The 20,833-nt window shown below is 65.5% G+C and carries 23 protein-coding genes; 11 read left to right on the top strand and 12 right to left on the bottom strand.

What is annotated here, in order from left to right; translation table 11 throughout:
* The first annotated feature begins 18 nt into the window (after positions 1 to 18).
* On the top strand, positions 19 to 1,596 hold the full coding sequence (locus tag ACP15K_RS04220; RefSeq protein ID WP_424989885.1) for a bifunctional metallophosphatase/5'-nucleotidase: 1,578 nt from the start codon (positions 19 to 21) through the stop codon (positions 1,594 to 1,596).
* Positions 1,597 to 1,605: 9 nt separating this feature from the next.
* Here ACP15K_RS04220 and ACP15K_RS04215 read toward each other — a convergent pair whose 3' ends face one another.
* Positions 1,606 to 1,998, bottom strand: coding sequence for a hypothetical protein (locus ACP15K_RS04215; protein WP_193140572.1), 393 nt, complete (start codon positions 1,996 to 1,998; stop codon positions 1,606 to 1,608).
* Positions 1,999 to 2,096: 98 nt separating this feature from the next.
* Between ACP15K_RS04215 and ACP15K_RS04210 the strand changes: the two genes are divergently transcribed.
* The 8 genes from ACP15K_RS04210 to ACP15K_RS04175 all read left to right on the top strand — a co-directional run bounded on the left by ACP15K_RS04210 (position 2,097) and on the right by ACP15K_RS04175 (position 7,672).
* Positions 2,097 to 2,774 carry an SOS response-associated peptidase gene (locus ACP15K_RS04210; RefSeq protein WP_424989884.1) on the top strand — a complete coding sequence of 226 codons (678 nt, stop codon included), beginning with the start codon at positions 2,097 to 2,099 and terminating at the stop codon, positions 2,772 to 2,774.
* Positions 2,775 to 2,836: 62 nt separating this feature from the next.
* Positions 2,837 to 3,451: a (d)CMP kinase gene (locus ACP15K_RS04205; RefSeq protein WP_193140574.1), complete on the top strand. Its 615-nt coding sequence runs from the start codon at positions 2,837 to 2,839 to the stop codon at positions 3,449 to 3,451.
* Between the two features lie 81 nt (positions 3,452 to 3,532).
* Positions 3,533 to 3,766, top strand: a complete 234-nt coding sequence (locus tag ACP15K_RS04200) for a hypothetical protein (RefSeq protein ID WP_193140575.1) — start codon at positions 3,533 to 3,535, stop codon at positions 3,764 to 3,766.
* Positions 3,767 to 3,988: 222 nt separating this feature from the next.
* Positions 3,989 to 5,668 (top strand): 30S ribosomal protein S1, encoded by a 1,680-nt coding sequence (gene rpsA, locus ACP15K_RS04195; protein WP_193140576.1) that lies wholly within the window; start codon positions 3,989 to 3,991, stop codon positions 5,666 to 5,668.
* Between the two features lie 257 nt (positions 5,669 to 5,925).
* Positions 5,926 to 6,207 (top strand): integration host factor subunit beta, encoded by a 282-nt coding sequence (gene ihfB, locus ACP15K_RS04190; protein ID WP_193140577.1) that lies wholly within the window; start codon positions 5,926 to 5,928, stop codon positions 6,205 to 6,207.
* A gap of 10 nt (positions 6,208 to 6,217) precedes the next feature.
* The gene (locus ACP15K_RS04185) at positions 6,218 to 6,574 is read left to right on the top strand and encodes a LapA family protein (RefSeq protein ID WP_193140578.1); all 357 of its coding nucleotides are present in this window, start codon (positions 6,218 to 6,220) and stop codon (positions 6,572 to 6,574) included.
* Between the two features lie 4 nt (positions 6,575 to 6,578).
* Positions 6,579 to 7,223 (top strand): phosphoribosylanthranilate isomerase, encoded by a 645-nt coding sequence (locus ACP15K_RS04180; protein ID WP_193140579.1) that lies wholly within the window; start codon positions 6,579 to 6,581, stop codon positions 7,221 to 7,223.
* Positions 7,220 to 7,672, top strand: a complete 453-nt coding sequence (locus ACP15K_RS04175; RefSeq protein WP_424989883.1) for an N-acetyltransferase family protein — start codon at positions 7,220 to 7,222, stop codon at positions 7,670 to 7,672. The genes ACP15K_RS04180 and ACP15K_RS04175 overlap by 4 nt, the downstream gene beginning before the upstream one ends.
* On the opposite strand, the gene ACP15K_RS04170 is transcribed toward ACP15K_RS04175, so the two are convergent.
* Complete coding sequence (locus ACP15K_RS04170; protein WP_193140580.1) at positions 7,653 to 8,204, bottom strand: dihydrofolate reductase family protein; 552 nt, start codon at positions 8,202 to 8,204, stop codon at positions 7,653 to 7,655. The two genes, ACP15K_RS04175 and ACP15K_RS04170, sit on opposite strands and share 20 nt — an antisense overlap.
* Positions 8,205 to 8,407: 203 nt before the next feature.
* Between ACP15K_RS04170 and trpB the strand changes: the two genes are divergently transcribed.
* Complete coding sequence (trpB, locus tag ACP15K_RS04165) at positions 8,408 to 9,643, top strand: tryptophan synthase subunit beta (protein ID WP_193140581.1); 1,236 nt, start codon at positions 8,408 to 8,410, stop codon at positions 9,641 to 9,643.
* A 118-nt stretch (positions 9,644 to 9,761) separates the two neighbouring features.
* On the opposite strand, the gene ACP15K_RS04160 is transcribed toward trpB, so the two are convergent.
* Positions 9,762 to 10,139, bottom strand: coding sequence for a DUF2237 family protein (locus ACP15K_RS04160; protein WP_193140582.1), 378 nt, complete (start codon positions 10,137 to 10,139; stop codon positions 9,762 to 9,764).
* 92 nt (positions 10,140 to 10,231) lie between these two features.
* A complete protein-coding gene (pth, locus tag ACP15K_RS04155) occupies positions 10,232 to 10,927 on the bottom strand; it encodes an aminoacyl-tRNA hydrolase (protein WP_193140583.1) in 696 nt (231 codons plus the stop codon).
* 101 nt (positions 10,928 to 11,028) lie between these two features.
* Between pth and ACP15K_RS04150 the strand changes: the two genes are divergently transcribed.
* Positions 11,029 to 11,340 (top strand): antibiotic biosynthesis monooxygenase family protein, encoded by a 312-nt coding sequence (locus ACP15K_RS04150; RefSeq protein ID WP_193140584.1) that lies wholly within the window; start codon positions 11,029 to 11,031, stop codon positions 11,338 to 11,340.
* A gap of 74 nt (positions 11,341 to 11,414) precedes the next feature.
* Here the strand turns inward: ACP15K_RS04150 and ppk2 are convergent, their stop codons facing one another.
* The 8 genes from ppk2 to ACP15K_RS04110 all read right to left on the bottom strand — a co-directional run bounded on the left by ppk2 (position 11,415) and on the right by ACP15K_RS04110 (position 20,812).
* Entirely contained in the window at positions 11,415 to 12,341 is a 927-nt protein-coding gene (ppk2, locus tag ACP15K_RS04145; RefSeq protein ID WP_193140585.1) for a polyphosphate kinase 2, read from the bottom strand.
* A gap of 150 nt (positions 12,342 to 12,491) precedes the next feature.
* Positions 12,492 to 13,133, bottom strand: coding sequence for a 50S ribosomal protein L25/general stress protein Ctc (locus tag ACP15K_RS04140; RefSeq protein WP_193140586.1), 642 nt, complete (start codon positions 13,131 to 13,133; stop codon positions 12,492 to 12,494).
* A 139-nt stretch (positions 13,134 to 13,272) separates the two neighbouring features.
* Positions 13,273 to 13,728 (bottom strand): lytic transglycosylase domain-containing protein, encoded by a 456-nt coding sequence (locus tag ACP15K_RS04135; RefSeq protein ID WP_193140587.1) that lies wholly within the window; start codon positions 13,726 to 13,728, stop codon positions 13,273 to 13,275.
* A 101-nt stretch (positions 13,729 to 13,829) separates the two neighbouring features.
* Positions 13,830 to 14,993 (bottom strand): alpha-hydroxy acid oxidase, encoded by a 1,164-nt coding sequence (locus ACP15K_RS04130; protein WP_193140588.1) that lies wholly within the window; start codon positions 14,991 to 14,993, stop codon positions 13,830 to 13,832.
* 85 nt (positions 14,994 to 15,078) lie between these two features.
* A complete protein-coding gene (gene argF, locus ACP15K_RS04125) occupies positions 15,079 to 16,005 on the bottom strand; it encodes an ornithine carbamoyltransferase (protein ID WP_193140589.1) in 927 nt (308 codons plus the stop codon).
* Positions 16,006 to 16,024: 19 nt separating this feature from the next.
* Positions 16,025 to 17,194, bottom strand: a complete 1,170-nt coding sequence (locus tag ACP15K_RS04120; protein ID WP_193140590.1) for an aspartate aminotransferase family protein — start codon at positions 17,192 to 17,194, stop codon at positions 16,025 to 16,027.
* Positions 17,195 to 17,660: 466 nt separating this feature from the next.
* Positions 17,661 to 20,105 carry an ATP-dependent helicase HrpB gene (hrpB, locus tag ACP15K_RS04115; RefSeq protein ID WP_424989882.1) on the bottom strand — a complete coding sequence of 815 codons (2,445 nt, stop codon included), beginning with the start codon at positions 20,103 to 20,105 and terminating at the stop codon, positions 17,661 to 17,663.
* Complete coding sequence (locus tag ACP15K_RS04110; RefSeq protein WP_424989881.1) at positions 20,102 to 20,812, bottom strand: DUF3108 domain-containing protein; 711 nt, start codon at positions 20,810 to 20,812, stop codon at positions 20,102 to 20,104. The genes hrpB and ACP15K_RS04110 overlap by 4 nt, the downstream gene beginning before the upstream one ends.
* Positions 20,813 to 20,833: the final 21 nt, after the last annotated feature.

The following is a 20,833-nucleotide window of genomic DNA, read 5'->3' as shown; positions in this document are numbered from 1 at the left end:
ACGATACCGGAGGTTCTCATGAAACGCCTGTTTTGCCTGTCGGCGGGTGCCATGCTGGCGGCAGCATCGGCCCAGGCCGACTTCAACCTGACCATATTGCACACCAACGATTTCCACGCCCGTTTCGAGCCGATCAGCAAGTATGACAGCTCGTGCAGCACCGAGGACAATGCCGAGGGCAAGTGCTTTGGCGGCACCGCGCGGCTGGCCACGGCCATTGCGGCGGCGCGTGCGGCGGCAGAAAACTCGATCCTCGTGGATGGCGGCGACCAGTTTCAGGGCACGCTGTTCTACACTTACTACAAGGGTGAAGTCGCCGCCGAGATGATGAACAAGCTCGGCTACGACGCGATGACCGTGGGCAACCACGAATTCGACGACGGCCCCGAGACGCTGGCCGCATTCGTCGAACGGGTGGATTTCCCGGTGCTGATGTCGAACGCCGACTTTTCCGCCGAGGCGTTGCTGTCAGACAAGGTCATGTCCTCGACGGTTCTGGAGGTCGGCGGCGAGAAGATCGGCCTGATCGGTCTCACCCCGGTGGACAACCACGAGATCTCCTCGCCCGGTCCCAACATCACCTTTTCAGACCCGACCGAAGCCGTGCAGGCACAGGTCGACAAGCTGACCGCCGATGGCATCAACAAGATCGTGGTGTTGAGCCATTCGGGCTATGATGTGGATCTGCGGGTGGCCGAAGGCACCACCGGTGTCGATGTGATCGTCGGCGGCCATTCCAATACTTACCTGTCGAACACCTCTGACCGCGCAGAAGGCCCCTATCCCACCATGGTGGGCGAAACTGCCATCGTACAGGCCTATGCCTATGGCAAGTTCCTGGGCGCGCTGGACGTGACCTTCGACGACGCCGGTAACCTGGTGTCCGCTGCGGGCGAGCCGCTGATCATGGATGGCGAAGTGCCCGAGGTCGCGGAATACGTCGACCGGATCGCCATGCTGGCGGTGCCGCTGGATGACATCCGCAACAAGGTCGTGGCCGAGGCCGCAGAACCTATCGACGGGGAACGTTCTGTCTGCCGGACAACCGAATGCGCCATGGGCAACCTGGTGGCCGACGCGATGCTGGCCCGGGTCAAGGATCAGGGCATTTCGATCGCCTATCAGAACGGCGGCGGCGTGCGGGCCTCGATCGACGGGGGCGAGATCACCATGGGCGAGGTCTATACGGTTCTGCCGTTCCAGAACACGTTGTCGACCTTCTTCGTTACCGGTGCCACCATCAAGGAAGCGCTGGAAAACGGCATGGCGCAGTTCGACGATCCTGAAAAGGATGGCCGGTTCCCGCAGGTCGCGGGCATGACTTTCGTCATCAACGCGGACGCCGCAACCGGAGAGCGCGTGACCGACATCATGGTGATCGAGGACGGCACCCCGACGCCGCTGGATCCGGCCAAGACCTATGGCGTGGTGTCCAACAACTTCGTGCGCAACGGCGGCGATGGCTATTCGATGTTCACGTCGGCCAGCGATGTCTATGACTTCGGGCCGGACCTGGCCGAGGTCATGGCCGAATTCCTGGCCACGAACTCGCCCTACCAGCCTTATACGGACGGTCGCATCAGCTACGCCAAGTAAGGCGTCGGCTCAGCAATCGGGGCTGCCGGTGATCTCGTACCGGCGGTCCCGCACCATCTTCAGAACACCGTTGGCGCCTTGCTGCATCTGATCGCGGCTGGCGCCATCGGGATTCATGGTGGCGCTGTTGGTCGCCATGTCCACGGCCGCGGCGGCCTTCGCGCTCTGGCCGGTCTCCGTATAGATCGCGGCCTGGGTGAACTGGCTGAACAGCTGCGTTTCGCCGCGCGGAGAGGTTGCCTCGCGCTGTGCCTGTGTCAGCGCCGTGTCGAAATTGCAGGCAGAGGCGGCTTCGATCGCCGCGGCATTGCCGGCACCAACCATGGTTGCAAGATTGTCATTGGCGGACGGGGCGCAGGCCGCAAGGCCAAGAGCCACGGCAGCAAGGGCAAGGTTACGCATCTGGGTCTCCGTATTGGGGCTGTTTCGCCCAGACGGCCCGCTGGGGCTGGCAAAGTCAAGAACTGGTCAGCACCGCACGGCGCGGCTAGGCTGCGCTCATGTGTGGACGTTTTGCCCTGACCCTGCCGGTCGAAGCCATGGCGCAGCTGTTCGCGGCCGCGCCGGGCAATGACCTGCCGCAGGGGCCGAATTACAACATCTGCCCGACCAATGATGTCGTCGCGGTTCTGGGCGGCGGCGATGCGGGCGGGCGGCGGCTGGCGGCCCTGCGCTGGGGCTTCCTGCCGCGCTGGTACAAGACCCCCGGCGACGGGCCGTTGCTGATCAATGCCCGCGCCGAGACCATTGCCGAGAAACCCGCCTTCCGCGATGCCTGCCGCCAGCGGCGCTGTCTGATCCCGGCCACCGGATTCTACGAATGGACCAAGGATGCCGACGGCGCGCGGTTGCCGTGGTACATCCATCGCGCCGATGCCGCCCCGGTGGTCTTTGCCGGGGTCTGGCAGGCGTGGGAGCCGAAAGACGGCGGCGCGGGCATGACCACCTGCGCCATTGTCACCTGTGCCGCCAATGACCGGCTGTCGGCCATCCATCACCGGATGCCGGTGGTGCTGGCGCCCGAGAACTGGGGCCTGTGGCTGGGCGAGGCGGGCCGTGGCGCCGCCCCCCTGATGCGCCCGGCGCCCGATGATGTCCTGACCTACCATCGCGTCGACACGGCGGTGAACTCCAACCGGGCGCGCGGCGAAGATCTGATCGCGCCCGTGGCGGTGTGACCGGCGGGGCTTGTGGCCCGCGGCGGAACGCGGGAAGAAAAGGCGCAGCACAGGAGGGGCGCATGGAGACAGCATTCACCGTGGCCATCGATGGCCCGGCGGCCTCGGGCAAGGGCACGATCTCGCGCGCGGTGGCGGCGCATTTCGGCTTTGCCTATCTGGATACCGGGCTGTTGTACCGGGCAACCGGGGCGAAGGTGGCCGAGGGCATGACGCCCGTGGCAGCGGCGCAAAGCCTGTCACCGCAGGATCTGCAGCGGGGCGATCTGCGCTCGGGCGCGGCGGGGATGGCGGCCAGCAAGGTGGCGGCGATCCCCGAGGTGCGCGCGGCGCTGGTGGCCTTTCAGCAAAGCTTTGCCCGGCGGCCCGGCGGCGCGGTTCTGGACGGGCGCGACATCGGCACCGTGATCTGCCCGGCGGCAGAGGTGAAGCTTTATGTCACCGCCTCGGATGAAACGCGGGCGCAGCGCCGGTTTGCCGAACTGTCCCCCTCCGATCCGGATCTGACGTTGGAACAGGTCTTGCAGGATCTGCGCGACCGCGATGCCCGCGACAGCGCCCGCGCCACGGCACCGCTGAAGCCGGCCGATGACGCGATGGTACTGGACACCTCGCACCTGAGCATCGACGAGGCCGTGGCGCAGGCCGTGGCGGCGGTAGAGGTCGGGATGTCCTGACCCAGGGTTAGGGATGCCTGACTTCAACGACATGGCCGGAGTGCGTTAACTATTGCGGGTCAGTTGAAGAAAGGGACCGTGATGGCCGATACATTCATTTTCCGCCCCCTGAACACCGTAGGAAACGATCTCGCCAAGATCCCGGATATTGCCGGTGAAAGCCAATTGGACGTGACCGCCGTCTGGGGCACCAATGGCGTCGCCCGCACGGCCCCCGTGGCAGACCCCGTCGATATCGACGCCGTCTGGGGCAGCGACGGCGCGTCGATCCTTGGCGGGCCGGGTCATGGCTTTGAAGATCCTTCGTTCGGCTAACGGCGCCCGCGACGTCACAAAGCTTGCATTGCAAGGCCAACGCGCCTAAATGGGCGCTGTCAAGCAGGCCGCAAGAGTCGCAGACCATGATCTGAGCAGGGTCGGGGAAACCTCCGGCCCTTGTTTGTTCTGGACTGCGGTGCGGTGGAAGACCAACCCCAAAGACCGGCGGAGACAACCGCTCGGCCAGAAACGAAGATAGAATAGGAACTCAGAGACCGTATGGCTCAGAACACATCGATGGAGGAATTCGAAGCCCTCCTGAACGAAAGCTTCGAAATCGACACCCCCCAGGAAGGGTCGGTTGTCAAAGGTCGTGTCATCGCAATCGAAGCGGGTCAGGCCATCATCGACGTCGGCTACAAGATGGAAGGCCGTGTCGAGCTGAAAGAATTCGCAAACCCTGGCGAAGCTCCGGAAATCGAAGTCGGCGACGAGGTGGAAGTCTACCTGCGCCAGGTCGAGAACGCCCGTGGCGAAGCCGTGCTGTCGCGCGAAATGGCGCGCCGTGAAGCCGCCTGGGATCGCCTTGAAAAGGCCTATGCCGACGAGAACCGCGTCGAAGGCGCGATCTTCGGCCGCGTCAAGGGTGGCTTCACCGTCGATCTTGGCGGTGCCGTGGCCTTCCTGCCCGGTTCGCAGGTTGACGTCCGCCCGGTGCGTGACGCTGGCCCGCTGATGGGTCTGAAGCAGCCGTTCCAGATCCTGAAGATGGACCGCCGCCGTGGCAACATCGTTGTGTCGCGCCGTGCCATCCTGGAAGAAAGCCGCGCCGAACAGCGCGCCGAGGTCATCGGCAAGCTGAACGAAGGCGATGCGGTCGACGGCGTGGTCAAGAACATCACCGAATACGGGGCCTTCGTGGACCTGGGCGGTGTCGACGGCCTGCTGCACGTCACCGACATGGCATGGCGCCGTGTGAACCATCCTTCCGAGATCCTGTCGATCGGCGAAACCGTCAAGGTTCAGGTCATCAAGATCAACAAGGAAACCCACCGTATCAGCCTGGGCATGAAGCAGCTGCAGGAAGATCCGTGGGAGTCGGTTCAGGCCAAGTACCCGCTGGAAACCACCCACAAGGGCCGCGTCACCAACATCACCGACTACGGTGCGTTCGTGGAGCTGGAGCCGGGCGTCGAAGGTCTGGTGCACGTTTCCGAAATGTCCTGGACCAAGAAGAACGTCCATCCGGGCAAGATCGTGTCCACCTCGCAAGAGGTTGAGGTCATGGTCCTGGAAATCGATCCGGCCAAGCGCCGCGTGTCGCTGGGTCTGAAACAGACCATGCGCAACCCGTGGGAGCTGTTCGAAGAGAAGTACCCGGTCAACAGCGAAGTCGAAGGCGAAGTCAAGAACATCACCGAATTCGGTCTGTTCATTGGTCTCGACGACGACATCGACGGCATGGTGCACCTGTCGGATCTGACCTGGGAAGGTCGTGGCGAGGACGTGATCGGCAACTATCGCAAGGGCGATGTGGTGCAGGCCGTTGTCACCGAGATCGACACCGACAAAGAGCGTATCTCGCTCTCGATCAAGGCTCTGGGCGGCGATCCGTTTGCCGAGGCCGTGGCCGGCGTCAAGCGTGGCTCGATCATCACCGTCGAAGTGACCGCGATCGAAGATGGTGGCGTCGAAGTGTCCTACGAAGGCACCAAGTCGTTCATCCGTCGTTCGGACCTGTCGCGTGACCGGGCCGAGCAGCGCCCCGAGCGCTTCCAGGTTGGCGACAAGGTCGATGTCCGCGTCACCAACGTCGATCCCAAGACCCGCCGTCTGGGTCTGTCGATCAAGGCGCGCGAGATCGCCGAAGAGAAAGAGGCCGTGCAGCAGTATGGTTCCTCGGACTCGGGTGCATCGCTGGGCGATATCCTTGGTGCGGCGCTGAAGGGCGACGAATAATCCCATTCGGGACTGACGATTTGAAGGCGCGTCCGGGCAACCGGGCGCGCCTTTTCGATTCGCCCTGCGCGGTCGGGCCGGGGGTCCGGGCAGCGGGCCGGGGCCGGGAATCTGCCTGAAACCCGCGACTAGGCCCGGAATGGTGGCCCAGAATCCGCCCGCAAAGTGGGAAAACCGCTTCTCAAACCGGGGGCTCGCCCTGTAGAGTGCACGCAAGCCTCTGAGAAAAAAGAGGGATAGCCAACAGGGGACGCACCATGATCCGCTCGGAACTGATTCAGAAACTCGCGGATGAAAATCCGCATCTGTACCAGCGCGACGTCGAACGCATCGTGAATACCATCTTCGAAGAGATCATCGAGGCGATGGCCCGTGGCGACCGCGTTGAACTGCGCGGATTTGGGGCCTTTTCCGTCAAGAAGCGAGACGCGAGAGTGGGCCGCAACCCCCGCACCGGTGAATCGGTCGAGGTGGAAGAAAAACACGTACCGTTCTTCAAGACCGGAAAACTGCTGCGCGACCGGCTGAACGGGAAATAACGGAGATCCCATGCGGACCATCAAGTATCTGTTCCTGGCCATTGTGGCGGTGCTGCTGATCACCATCGGCTTTGCCAACCGTCAAACGGTGATCCTGACACTGCTGCCCGACGACCTGGTGCCCTTCCTGAAGTTCAACTACGCTGTGTCGCTGCCGCTGTATGTGGTCGTGCTGGGCGCGATCGGTGTCGGGCTGCTGCTGGGCTTCATCTGGGAGTGGATCCGCGAATCCAAGCATCGTTCGGAAGCCGTGCATCAGCGCCGCGAAAAGGCCGTTCTCGCCAAGGAAGTCGAGAAGATGAAGGCTGACCGCAACGAAGGCCAGGACGACGTGCTGGCGCTGTTGGACGACAACAAGGCCGCCTGATCCCATGCCGGATGATATTCGGGTCAAGATCTGCGGGCTGACCCGTGAACAGGATATGGAGGCGGCTGTTTCGGCAGGCGCCTCTTTCGTTGGGCTGGTGTTCTTCCCCAAGTCCCCCCGTCATGTTCAGATCGACACCGCGCGCAAGCTGGCCCTGACGGTGCCGCCGGGGGTGGCCAAGGTGGCGCTGACGGTGAATGCCGAAGACGCGCTGCTGGACGCCATTCTGGACGAGGTGCCGCTGGATATCCTGCAATTGCACGGATCGGAAAGCCCTGAACGGGTGGCCGCCCTGCGGTCGCGCAGTGGTCTGCCGGTGATGAAGGCCGTGGGCGTGGCCGAGGCCGCGGATCTGGCCGCGCTCGACACCTATGGCCGGGTTGCCGACATGCTGCTGGTGGATGCCAAGCCGCCGAAAGGTGCGGCCCTTCCGGGTGGCAACGGGCTGGCCTTCGACTGGCGCCTGCTGACCGGGCGGCGCTGGCCGGTGCCGTGGATGCTGGCAGGCGGGCTGCAGGCCGACAACGTGGCCGAGGCGATCCGCCTGACCGGCGCGCCGATGGTCGATGTCTCCTCGGGCGTCGAATCCGCGCCCGGTCTGAAGGATGCCGCCCGCATCGCCGCCTTCGTGCAGGCCGCGCAGTCGTGACCCTGCGGTTTCGTCCCGCGCGCCGCGAGGACGTACCGGCGGTGGTGGCCCTGTTGCACGATGACATGCTGGGCGAGGGGCGCGAGCATCTGGACTATCTTGCGCCCTATGTTGCCGCCTTTGACGCCATGACGGCCGAGACCGGCAACCAGTTGTTTGTCGGGGAGTTTTCGGGACAGGTCGTGGCCACCTATCAGTTGATCTTCATCTCGGGTCTGTCGCACGCCGGCACCCGCCGGGCCGAGATCGAGGCAGTGCGGGTCGCGGCCCACCTGCGGGGTCAGGGATGGGGTGCGGAGCTGATCGGCGATGCCGAATCCCGGGCACGCGCGGCGGGCTGCGGGGTGATGCAACTGACCACCAACAAGGCCCGCACACGTGCCCACGCCTTTTATCGCAGGCTCGGCTACACCCCCAGCCACGAAGGCTTCAAGAAGGTGCTGGCATGACCGGCCCGACGTCGTAGCATTCCAGCACGACGCCGCTGTCATAGGTCGTGCCCCCGGTTCGGGTCAGCGCCACTGGTGTCGATACCCCGGCAAACAGCGGGATGCCCGCGCCGATCAGCACCGGGGCGCGTTTCACGATCAGCCGGTCGATCAGCCCCGCCGTCAGAAGCTGCCCGGCCAGATGCCCGCCGCCACACAGATAAATCGGCCCGTCGGCCCCGGCCTTCAAGGCGCGCGTTCGCCGTTCCAGGCCGTCGCGCCACATCGTGACCTCGGCCCCGGCAGGCAGCTTCAACGAGCGGCTGACAAGGATGCTGGTCATGTTTGGATAGGGATTGGCCCCCGGCGTCAGTCCGAACCGGTAGCCGAAGGTGTAGGTGTGCGTGCCCATCAGGGCGACGCGATAGCCGGCCAGACGATCCAGATAGGCGGCCACATGGGCGCCTTCGCCGGGGAACATATGGGCACGGCCCTGGGTGTCGGCGATGAAGCCGTCGGCCGAAACGGCCACGTCATAGATGATTGGGTGCATGGGAAGCTCCTGCATTCTGTCTTCTGTCCGTCGCGACTGCGGCTGGTTGGGCGGAAGGGTCAGAGGATCACCGGCAGGGCACTCCTGTTTTTGTTGACCATACTCTAGCAGAGCTTGGCGGCACGCGCTACTTTTCGCGGTGGAAATTGCCGTCCGCCGCGCGTATGCACAGCCGATACGGCGCGTAACCAGCAGGAGCCCCCATGCCCGATGATCTGATCAACAGCTTCATGACCGGCCCGGACGAGAAAGGCCGCTTTGGCGATTTCGGCGGGCGCTTCGTGTCGGAAACCCTGATGCCGCTGATCCTTGAGCTGGAAGCCCAGTACGAGCACGCCAAGACCGACGACAGCTTCTGGGACGAGATGAACGATCTGTGGACCAACTATGTCGGCCGGCCCAGCCCGCTGTATTTCGCGCCGCGCCTGACCGAGCATTGCGGCGGCGCCAAGATCTACCTGAAGCGGGACGAACTGAACCACACCGGCGCCCACAAGATCAACAACGTGCTGGGCCAGATCCTGCTGGCCCGTCGCATGGGCAAGACCCGGATCATCGCCGAAACCGGCGCTGGGCAGCACGGCGTGGCCACCGCCACCGTCTGTGCCAAGTTCGGCCTGAAATGCGTGGTCTACATGGGCGCCCATGATGTGGAACGGCAGATGCCCAACGTCTTCCGCATGAAGCTGCTGGGGGCCGAGGTTGTTCCCGTGACCAGCGGCCGTGGCACCCTGAAGGACGCGATGAACGACGCGCTGCGCGACTGGGTGACCAACGTCAACGACACCTTCTATTGCATAGGTACCGTGGCTGGCCCGCATCCCTATCCGGCAATGGTGCGCGACTTCCAGGCGATCATCGGCAAGGAAGCCAAGCAACAGATGCTGGAGGCCGAGGGACGCCTTCCCGACACGGTGATCGCGGCCATCGGTGGCGGCTCGAACGCCATGGGGCTGTTCTTTCCGTTCCTCGACGACAAGGAAGTCAACGTCATTGGCGTCGAAGCGGGCGGCAAGGGCGTGAACCTGAAGATGGAACATTGCGCCTCGCTGACCGGCGGGCGGCCCGGCGTGCTGCATGGCAACCGCACCTATCTGTTGCAGGACGACGACGGGCAGATCCTTGAGGGGCATTCGATCTCGGCGGGTCTCGACTATCCCGGCATCGGTCCCGAACACGCCTGGCTGCACGAGATCGGCCGCGCGCAATATGTTTCGATCACCGATACCGAGGCGCTGGCGGCCTTCCAGGTCTGCTGCCAGACCGAAGGCATCATCCCGGCGCTGGAGCCCAGCCACGCGCTGGCGCATGTGCTGAAGATTGCGCCCGAACTTCCCAAGGATCACATCATCTGCATGAACATGTGCGGGCGCGGCGACAAGGACATCTTCACCGTCGCCAAGGCGCTTGGGGTCGACATGAACACCGCCAGCGGCTAGGCGCGGGGCGGGTCCGGCGGACGCCATTGCCCGGCGGCCCCGCGTACGGCGCATCTTGCGGTCCGGTCTTCATCCACGTCGCCGCCCACCCGAGGGACGTCGGCTGCACGCCGGACGCTCAGTGTTCGGCGAGCGCGTGCGCCTCCAGAACCTCAAGCGGCACGACTTCCAGCGCGCGTTCGTGGGTGGCGGTCAGGTTGACCTTGGGGGCGCAGCCTTCGTCATGGGCCTGCAGGAAGCGGCCCGCGCACAGGCACCAGCGGTCACCGGGCTTCAGCCCGACGAAGTCGAATTCGGGGCGCGGGGTGCTCAGGTCGTTGCCGACATACTTCGAAAAGGCGAGGAATTCTGCCGTCATCACCGCACAGACCGTGTGGTTTCCGTGATCGGTGTCACATGTGTCGCAACTGCCATTGCGGAAATATCCGGTCAGCGGCGCGGTTGAACAGCTGTCAAGCGCGGTCCCGAGGACGTTGCGGGAAGGGGAACGTTCCAAGAATGCCTCCGTTTCTAGAATGACGGAAGCCTAGCCAAATGTCCGGCACCGGCAAAGCCTGAAAACATGCACGTGGCGAGGGTATTTCTGGCCTAGCGAAACCGGTCGCGCAGCTTCTGCAAGGGGTTGCGGGTGTCTTCACTGGCCACGGGGGCCTCGGCGGTGGCAGCGGGCTTGTCCGGTGCGGCGCGTGGCTTGGGCTGAGTGGTGGAAGAGCGCGGCGGCGCCACCCGCAGGGCGACCGCGTTCATGAACCGCCCGGTGTCGCCCTCGGCCAGCGACACCGCCCCGTCCGAAATGCCGCGCAACAGGTCGTCCAGCCAGTCCTGATCGACCTTGGCGAAATCCGACAGAACATAGCCCGCGACGCGATCCTTGTGGCCAGGGTGGCCGATGCCCAGCCGCACCCGCCCGTAGGCCTCGCCGATATGGGCATGCAGCGACCGCAGCCCGTTGTGGCCCGCATGGCCACCCCCGGTCTTGACGCGCGCCTTTCCGGGGGCGAGGTCCAGCTCGTCATGAAAGACCACCACATCCGCCGGTTCCAGCTTGTAGAACCGCATCGCCTCGCCCACCGACTGTCCTGATCGGTTCATGAAGGTCTCGGGTTTCAGCAGCAGCACCTTTTCGCGGCCCAGGCGGCCTTCGGACAACTGGCCCTGGAACTTGGCGCGGAAGGGGGCAAACCCGTGATCCTCGGCGATCCGATCCAGCGCCATGAAGCCGATGTTGTGCCGGTTCTGGGCGTATTTCCCGCCCGGATTGCCCAATCCCACGAAAAGCTTCACGGCCTGCTCCTGTCCTGTCCGGCATTGACGATGGCCCCGTTCTGCCGTGAATTGGCGCCAAAGGCCAGCCATCCGGCGCACGGCCATTGCAGGAGACCCCGATGTATCTGACCATGAACCGCTTCAAGGTGAAACCCGGACAGGAAGAGGCCTTCGAACGCGTCTGGAAGAGCCGTGACAGCCATCTGAAGGCGGTGCCGGGGTTCGTGGCCTTCCACCTGCTGAAAGGCCCGCAGACGGCCGACCATGTGCTCTATGCCTCGCACACGGCGTGGGACAGCGAAGCGGCCTTCCGCGACTGGACCCGGTCCGAGGCCTTTCGCAAGGCCCATGCCAACGCGGGCGGCAACGCCGATCTGTACCAGGGCGCGCCGGAACTGGAAGTGTTTGAAACCGTGCAGGCCCTGACCTGAGCCAGCACCCCTGGGACGAAACCGCCCCGCAACCGGTAACGGCACGGGGCGTGTCTGTGTCCGAGCAGGCTGGTCTACAGGCCGCCGCCCAGGATGTGGTCGGACTTGTGGATCTCGTGCCCGGCGCGGCCGACGATCAACGGATCGGGATCCCGTACGATCTTGCGATCCTTGTCCGGGTAGTCCAACGACGCCAGGAAGTGCCGCATGCAGTTCAGGCGGGCGCGTTTCTTGTCGTCGGACTTGATGACGGTCCAGGGCGCATCGGCGGTGTCGGTGTAGAAGAACATCGCCTCTTTCGCCTCGGTGTAGTCGTCCCACTTGTCCAGGCTCGCCTTGTCGATCGGGCTCAGCTTCCAGCGCTTCAGCGGATCGGTCGCGCGGCTTTCGAAGCGGCGGCGCTGTTCGGCGCGGGTGACCGAGAACCAGAACTTGTAAAGCTGAACGCCCGAGCGGGTCAGCATCCGTTCGAATTCCGGGGTCTGGCGCATGAATTCCAGGTACTCGCCCGGCTCGCAGAACCCCATGACCCGTTCCACCCCGGCGCGGTTGTACCACGACCGGTCATACAGAACGATCTCGCCCGAGGTCGGCAGATGCTCGACATAACGCTGATAGTACCACTGGCCGCGCTCGGCATCGGTGGGCTTGTTCAGGGCGACCACGCGCGCCTGGCGCGGGTTGAGATGCTCGGTGAACCGCTTGATGGTGCCGCCCTTGCCGGCGGCATCACGGCCTTCGAACAGCAGCACGAACTTCTGCCCGGTCTCCTGCGCCCACAACTGCACCTTCAGTAGCTCGGCCTGAAGCTTGGCCTTCTGCCGCTCATAGGTGCGGCGGGTCATCTTGCGGTCGTAGGGGTATTCGCTTGAGGAATCGAAATCCGACGCGGGCTTTTCTTCGGCCACTGGGGCCGCGTCCTGGGCCGGTGTGCTTTCGGGGGCCGCTTCAGAGGTTTCCGGTTCCACCACTTGCAGGTTCGTGGGTTTGGTTTCGGTCATGGTCACCTCCGTAATTTCAATTCCCCCCGGACCTAACACCCTGTTCCAAAAACGTCCTTGATCTGTCGCAAAACGTCATCTGAAATATGCCAAAAAAAATGCGCGGCCCCGAAGGGCCGCGCATCAATACCATGTCGAAGGGTCCGAGGATTACTCTTCGGCGGCCTCTTCTTCGACGGGTGCTTCTTCATCCACTTCGTCTTCGTCGTCGCTGCTGCCCAGACCGGCCGGAGCGGCAAGGTTGGCCACAACGAAGTCACGGTCGATGGTCGGCTTGGCGCCGGCCGGCACGTCGATGGACGAGATGGTAATGGTGTCACCGATCACGGTTCCGGTCAGATCGACAACCAGCTTCTCGGGGATGTCGCCCGCGGTCACGATCAGTTCGACTTCCGGACGCACCACGTTCAGCATGCCACCCTTCTTCAGGGCGGGGCTTTCTTCGTGGTTGATGAATTCAACCGGAATGAACAGGTTGATCTTCGAGTTCCGGTGCAGACGCATGAAGTCCACGTGGGTCGGCAGGTCCTTGACGACGTCGCGCTGCACGTTCCGGCAGATCACCCGCACGTCATCGTGGCCGTCGACCTTCATGTTGAACAGGGTCGACAGGAAGCGGCCTTGCTTGAGGCTCTTCAGCAGCACGTTGAAGGGGATGTTGATTGCCAGCGGATCGGATTCGCCGCCATAGACAATGCCAGGTACCTTGCCATCACGGCGTGCTTGACGAGCGGCCCCCTTGCCCGTCCCCGTCCGTACCTCGGCGTAAAGATCTGGGATCTTTCCAGCCATGAGAATTCTCCTAAATTGGTGGGCATCCTCCAAGGGTGTATGCCCGGTGAAGCGGCGCTCTTAGCCGAGATCCCGCGCCTTGGGAACCCCGATTCCGGCAGATCCGGCGGGGTTCAGGGCGAAAACCGGGGCCGGCAGGCTATCTCAGGCCGGTTTCATCCAGAAGCCCCTTTGCCTTGGCCTCGGGGTAATAGCCCTTGGCATAAAGCTTGATGGCCCGGTCCGGGTCGCCGTCGGCCACCAGATAGGCTCCGTCCAAGTATTTCAGGGCATATTGCAGGTTGGTGTCGGCATCCAGAAGCCCCTTGTTGGGGCCGCTGTACCCCATCGAGCGCGCGGTGGCCGGCAGCACCTGCAGCAGCCCGTAGTAGGGTCCGTTGCGCGCGGTCGGGCGATGGGTGCTTTCGCGGATCGCAAGGCGATGCACCAACTCCCGCGGGAGGTCATAGTAATCGGCCCAGTGGTTGATGCTGGCGCGCAGTTCCGGGGTCTCGTTCGGATGCAGCGGCACGGCGGCGCGCGTCACCTCGGGGGTCGGGGATGCGCAGGCCGCAAGAAGGCACAATAGGGCACCGGTCAGGGCAGGACGAAGCATGGAAGTAGCCAAAGCTGTTTCAACTGAGGTTCAGATGCGCATTCCCCGATCTTCTGGCAAATCACGTTTTCCGGCAACAGCGGAAAAGCGCGCAACCGGCCTCAGGCCCAGCGGCCCGCGAACCCTTCGGGCACCAGCAGGATATCGCGATCCACATCGGCCAGGGTGCGCCGGCCGCACAGCGCCATGGTGGTGTCCAGTTCCTTGTGGATCAGCTCCAGCGCCTTGGTGACCCCGGCCTCGCCCATGGCCCCCAGCCCATAGACGAAGGCCCGTCCGATCATGCAGCCGCGCGCGCCCAGCGCCCAGGCCTTCAGCACATCCTGCCCGGACCGGATCCCGCTATCGAAATGCACTTCGATCTGGTCGCCCACCGCGTCGACAATGGCGGGCAGGGCGCGGATCGAGCTTAGCGCGCCATCCAGCTGACGCCCGCCATGGTTCGACACCACGATGGCATCGGCACCGACCTCCACGGCTTTCTTGGCATCCTCCACATCCAGGATGCCTTTCAGGATCACCTTGCCACCCCACATGTCGATCAGCTGCCGGACCCGGTCCCAGTCCAGCGCCGCGTCGAAGGCCTCCGCCGTCCAGGCACTCAGCGACGACGGATCCGAGACGCCTTCGGCATGGCCGATGACATTGCCGAAACCCCGGCGCGGTGTCCGCAGCATCTTCAGCCCCCAGCCAACCTTGGTCGCCATGTTGGCCACCGAGGCCGGGGTCAGTTTCGGCGGTGCAGACAGCCCGTTTTTCAGGTCCTTGTGACGCTGGCCATGCACCTGCAGGTCCAGCGTGATGACAATGGCCGAACAGCCGGCGTCATGGGCCCGCCCCATCAGGCGCTGCATGAAATCATCGTCCTTGAGCGTATAGACCTGGAACCAGAACGGTTTGCGGGTGTGCGCGGCCACGTCCTCGATCGAACAGATCGACAGGGTGGACAGGGTAAAGGGCACACCGAAGTTCTCTGCCGCCCGCGCCGCCAGGATCTCGCCATCCGCATGCTGCATGCCGGTCAGCCCAACCGGGGCCAGCGCCACGGGCATCGCCACTTCCTGGCCCAGCATCTCGACAGCGGTAGAGCGGTTGGTCATGTCGATGGCGACACGCTGCCGGAACCGGATCTGGTCGAAATCGGTGGTGTTCTCGCGAAAAGTCTGCTGCGACCAGCTGCCAGTCTCGCAATAGTCGTAGAACATCTTCGGAACCCGGCGCCGGTACAGACGCTTGAGATCCTCGATCTCGGTGATCACGGTCATGGCAGCCCCCTGTGGTGCTCTGAACGGCGCCGGCTCTCACCGTGCATTCTTCTTGGTCCAAATACTCTCGCCGAAGGCAAGAAAGTCACATTCCCAGGCACCAGCGCATGACGGCCTTCTGGGCGTGCAACCGGTTCTCGGCTTCGTCGAAGATCACCGATTGCGGGCCGTCCATGACCGAACTGGTGACCTCTTCCTCGCGGTGAGCCGGCAGGCAATGCATGAACAATGCCTGTTCCCCGGCAGCGGCCATCAGTGCGTCGTTGACCTGATAGGGGCGCAGCTGGTTGTGGCGACGCTCGCGGGTCGAGGCGGGATCGTGCATCGACACCCAGGTGTCGGCGACCACCAGATCGGCGCCCGCCACAGCCTTGAACGGATCCCGTTCGATGCGGATGTCAGCGCCGGCTGCCCGCGCGCCGGCCACGAATTCGGCTTCCGGGTCCAGCGGCTCCGGTCCGGTGAAGGTCATGTCGAAGCCGAACTGCGCCGCCGCGTGCAGGAACGAAGCGCAGACGTTGTTGCCATCGCCGGCCCAGACCACGCGCTTGCCGGCGATCGGGCCGCGATGCTCCTCGAAGGTCAGGATGTCGGCCATGATCTGGCAGGGATGGGTGCGGTCGGTCAGCCCGTTGATGACTGGCACCGAGGCATGTTCGGCCAGCTCCAGCAGCGTCGATTCCTGGAAGGTGCGCAGCATGATCAGGTCCACATAGCGCGACAGCACGCGGGCGGTGTCGGCAATGGTCTCGCCGTGGCCCAGTTGCATTTCCGAGCCTGACAGCACCAGGGTCTCGCCGCCCAACTGCCGCACGCCGACATCAAAGCTGACACGGGTACGGGTCGAGGGTTTCTCGAACACCAAGGCCACCATCTGGCCTTCGAACGGCGTTTCCGGGTCGCGGGTGCCCTTGGGCAGACCGGCGCGGGCGGCCTTCATCGCCGCGGCCTGATCGAGGATCCCGCGCAATTGCGCCGGGTCGGTGGTGTGAATGTCCAGGAAATGGGGCATGGGTCTCGCTCTCGTCGGCTCAGGCCAGGCTTGCGGCGGCGGTGTCCAGCCGGGCCACTGCGGCGTCAATTTCATCGTCGGTAATGGTCAGGGGCGGCAACAGGCGCACCACGTTGTCGGCGGCGGGCACGGTCAGCACCTGCTGGTCGTACCCGGCCTGCACCACATCGGTGTTCGGCGCCTTGCAGACGATGCCCAGCATCAGGCCCGCGCCGCGCACATGGTCGAAGACCGTCGGATGCGCGGCGACCAGCCCTTCCAGCTTCTGCCGCAGCAGGCCGGCCTTGCGGTTCACCTCGGCCAGGAACACCGGATCGGCCACATGGCGCATGACTTCCAGCCCCACGGCGCAGCCCAGCGGGTTGCCGCCATAGGTCGAGCCATGGGTGCCCGCGGTCATGCCGCTGGCCGCAGATTCAGTGGCCAGCAGCGCGCCCAGCGGGAAGCCGCCGCCGATGCCCTTGGCCACCATCATGATGTCCGGCGCGATCCCGGCCCATTCATGGGCGAACAGCTTGCCGGTCCGGCCCATGCCGCATTGCACCTCGTCAAGGATCAGCAGCGCGCCGGTCTCGTCGCACAGGTCGCGCAGCCCCTTCAGGCAGGCGTCGGGCAACGGGCGGATGCCGCCTTCGCCCTGCACCGGCTCTATCAGCACGGCGGCGGTCCGGTCGCTGATCGCGGCGCGCAACGCGTCGTGATCGCCAAACGGCAGATGGGTGAACCCCGGCAGGGTCGGCCCGAAGCCGCGTGTCATCTTTCCGGACCCGGCGGCGGCGATGCCCGCCGATGACCGGCCGTGGAACGAGCCGTCGAAGGCGATGATCTCGGTCCGCTCGGCATCGCCCTTCTCGAACCAGTATTTCCGGGCCATCTTGACGGCCAGTTCGCAGGTCTCGGTGCCGGAATTGGTGAAGAACACGGTGTCGGCGAAGGTCGCCTCGACCAGCGCATCGGCCAGCGCCTGCTGTTGCGGGATCTTGTAGAGGTTCGACACATGCCAAAGCTGGGCGGCCTGATCGCTCAGCGCCTTGACCAGATCGGGATGCGCATGGCCAAGCGCGTTCACGGCGATGCCCGCGCCAAGGTCCAGAAAACGTCGCCCGTCCGCCTCGGTCAACCAGCATCCTTGCCCCGACACGAAGGTCAGGGGCGCACGGTTATAGGTCGGAAGAACAGAGGCGATCATAGGGGATACCCTTGCAAGAAACTCCGTTGGTGCCGCAGGCACAGGAGCAAGTCAACGATTTCAGGTTGGTGAAAGGACGAAAGGCAGCAGCCCCCGCGAAAGGGGCGGGGTCAGAAGGGCGCGCGTGGGCGTCGGAGTGCGGCTTTGGTGTCCATGGCGCGGCTCTTAGCAGTGGTTGTCGCGGAAGGGAAGCCACGGAACGCACGCCGGTTTCCCGCAGCCCGAGGGCGGGCGCGCAAAACCCAGAAAAATTGACCCGCAGTTGTGGGCAAATTGCCTGGGGAGGATGACGCATGAAACGACAAATGCCTGTGCAGGCGATGCTGGGTGGCTTGGCGCGCTCGCGCGGCCATCACGACGCCGCCGCCGGCCGCATGTTAGGTCAGGGTCAACCAGGGGGGGCGGTGCTGAAGCGCGTCCGCAGGATCAGCCCGTTGGCAAGGCCGCGCCGAAATCGACGCGGGTGCTATTTGCGGGGTTTGGCGCGCAGGGTCGGATCGGCATGCGTCGGATCCTCGGGCCAGGGATGGCGGGGATAGCGTGCGCGCATGTCCTTGCGCACATCGGCATAGGAGCCGGCCCAGAAGCCCGGCAGATCCATCGTCGTCTGGACCGGACGGCCCGCGGGGGACAATAGGGTCACACGCAGCGGCTGGCCGCCCACCTGTGGATGGCGGGTTTCGCCGAACAGCTCCTGCAGGCGCAGGGCGATCTCGGGGGCGTCGCCGGAATAGTCGATGGCGATCTTGCGGCCCAGCGGCGTGGTATAAGCCGGGGGCGCGATGCGGTTCAGCGCCTGCGCCTGATCGTGGCTCAGCGCGGCCAGCAGCGCAGGCGCCGGGTCGAAACCCTTCAGGTCGCCTTCGCTGCGCACCCCGTTCAGGAAGGGCAGAAGCCAGGTGTCCGCGCTGTCCAGCAGCGCCGCTTCGGCAGGGTCGGGCAGATCGGGACGCGCGCTGCGGGCGATGGCAAGGCGGGCGCGCAGCAGGTCGAATTTCGGGGCGGTTTTCAACACCCGCAGGCCGAGGTCGCGCAGCCCCTCAAGCGCCGCTTCGGCGATGGCCTCGGGCGGGGCGTCGCGCCAGACCTGATCGCCAAGAACCAGCGCACCAAGCCGGTCCTGCACACGGGCCAGCACGCGGCGGTCGCGGCGGGACCAGGCGCAGACATGGGCGGTCTCGATCCGGTCGCCATAGAGCGCGCGCAGGGCGCTTTCAGACAAGGTCGCGGCCTGCCGGATTTTCGCCTCGCGCGGGTTGCCGTCCAGGTCGGTGGCCACGATCAGGCGTTGACCGGCCAGCGGATCGCTGTCGGCCAGCATCGCGCCCTTGCCACCCGACAGCACATAGCGCGGCGCGTCGCCGGGGCGGCGCAGGCCGATGCGGTCGGGATAGGCCAGCGCGGCCATCTCTCCGGCCGACAGGGGGGCGGCCTTCGGTCCGGCCAGACGGGCCAGCTGTTTCGCCTCGGTCCGCAGGCGCGACAGCGCGCCCGGATGCGCGGGGACGGCGGGCCGGTCGCCAGCCAGGGCGCGCAGGCGCAGATCCAGATCTGCGCCCGCCCCGCGCAGCGGGTCGCGGTCTTCCAGAAGGGCGGCCAGCGGCGCGGCCTGCGGACCGGCAAGGGTCAGCATATGGCCCAGACGGGGGTGCAGGGGCAGACCGGCAAGGATGCGCCCGTGCGCGGTGATCCCGCCACGCCCGTCCAGCGCGCCCAGATCGCGCAGCAGCGCCTGCGCCTCGGCCAGCGCGGCCTCTGGCGGCGGGGTCAGGAAGGCCAGATCGCCGGGGGCGGCCCCCCATTGCGCCAGTTCCAGCGCCAGACCGGTCAGATCGGCGGCCTCGATCTCGGCCGGCGGATAGGCGGCCAGCGCGCCCTCGGCGCCGCGCGTCCAGAGCCGGTAGCAGGTCCCTTCGGCCACCCGACCGGCGCGGCCCCGGCGCTGTTCGGCCTCGGCGCGGGTGACCTTCTCGGTCACCAGCCGCGACATGCCCGAGGCCGGATCGAAACGCGCCCGCCGCGACAGCCCCGCATCCACCACCACCCGCACATCCTGAATGGTCAGCGAGGTTTCGGCGATGGCGGTGGCCAGCACGATCTTGCGGCCCGAGGCGGCGGGCGCAATGGCCGCCTGCTGATCCTTGTGCGGCAGCGCGCCATAGAGCGGGCGCAGGTGGCAACCGGGCGGCAAGCGCCCTTCCAGCGCCGATTGGGTGCGGCGAATCTCGCCCTCGCCGGGCAGGAAGACCAGCACGCCTCCGTCGGTTTCGGCCAGCGCCTGCAGCACGGTTTCGGCCACGGCTTGTTCCAGCCGGGCTTTGGGCGGCAGCGGGGTGTCGCGCCAGCGGGTTTCCACCGGAAAAGCACGGCCCTCGGCGGTCAGCACCGGGGCGTCGTCCAGCAGGGCGGCGACCGGCGCGGCGTCCAGCGTCGCCGACATTACCAGCAGGCGCAGATCCTCGCGCAGGGCCGCGCGCACTTCACAGGTCAGGGCCAGCCCCAGATCGGCCTGAAGCGAGCGTTCGTGGAATTCGTCGAAGATCACCACGCCGACGCCCGACAGTTCGGGATCGTTCTGCAGGCGGCGGGTCAGGATGCCTTCGGTCACCACCTCGATCCGGGTGGCTTTCGACACCTTGGCCTCGCCCCGGATGCGGTAGCCGACGGTGTCGCCGACCTGTTCGCCCAGCGTCGCGGCCATGCGTTCGGCGCTGGCGCGGGCGGCGATGCGGCGCGGCTCCAGCATCAGGATGCGGCCCTCCACGCCCGCCTGAAGCAGGGCCAGTGGCACCCGCGTGGTCTTGCCGGCCCCCGGCGGTGCCTGCAGCACGGCGCGGCCGTGGGCGGCCAGCACCGCGCAGATCTCGGGCAGCAGCGGGTCGATGGGCAGGGCAGGCGGGGGCTGGGTCACCGGCGGCGGATGCGGGCTTTGCCGAAGCTGGTGGGGAAGGTCAGGCCGGTCACCCGCATGGTGCCGTTGGACATCTGCTCATAGTCCATGGTCAGGGGCCAGTTGACGCGTTCGGCCATGTCCTCGGGGCTGAACCCGGCCACACGGATGTAGGTGCCCGAACAGGTCAGCCCGTTGCGGGTGGGCGCGGCATCGTGCAGCCGGATGCGATGCCGCTTGGCGCCGTCGAAGATCTCGATGTCCAGCTTGCAGGCCAGATGGGCGGGGCGGTCGCGCAGGATGGCATAGGCGGCGGTGGTGGTGTCCACGGTGCCCTTCTGCTGCGCGGCCGGCGCGGCATGTTCCGGTGGTTTCTTGCGCGGCGGGGTGCGGGTGTAGCTGGGCACGCCGCTGCCAGAGAAGCGGACCGTGCGGGTCACGGTATCGCCGTCATCTCGGGTGATTTCGCGGGCGTTTGCCGGACGATAGCTGTTGCCCTGCACCCGCCCCGCGGCATGGGTGTCGACGGAAGCATCGAACAGCGCCTTCAGCATCCCGCTGGGCCGGGCTGCGCCGTTGACTGCATAGCGCCCGCCCTTTTCGGACCCGTCAAAGGCCAGGATCCCGGCGCGAATGCCCGCGAAGCTGACATTGTAGGTGGCCGTTTCGGCCTGTACCGGGCCGGCCAGCCCTGCCAGCATCAGACCGCCAAGAAGAATTCCGCGCATTTGTCACATCCTGTCGCCAGA

The organism is Fluviibacterium sp. S390 (assembly GCF_049800695.1).
In the GTDB taxonomy this organism is placed as follows: domain Bacteria; phylum Pseudomonadota; class Alphaproteobacteria; order Rhodobacterales; family Rhodobacteraceae; genus Meridianimarinicoccus.
Note: the sequence above shows the minus strand (reverse complement) of the source record. Positions and strands in the feature narration are given on the sequence as shown.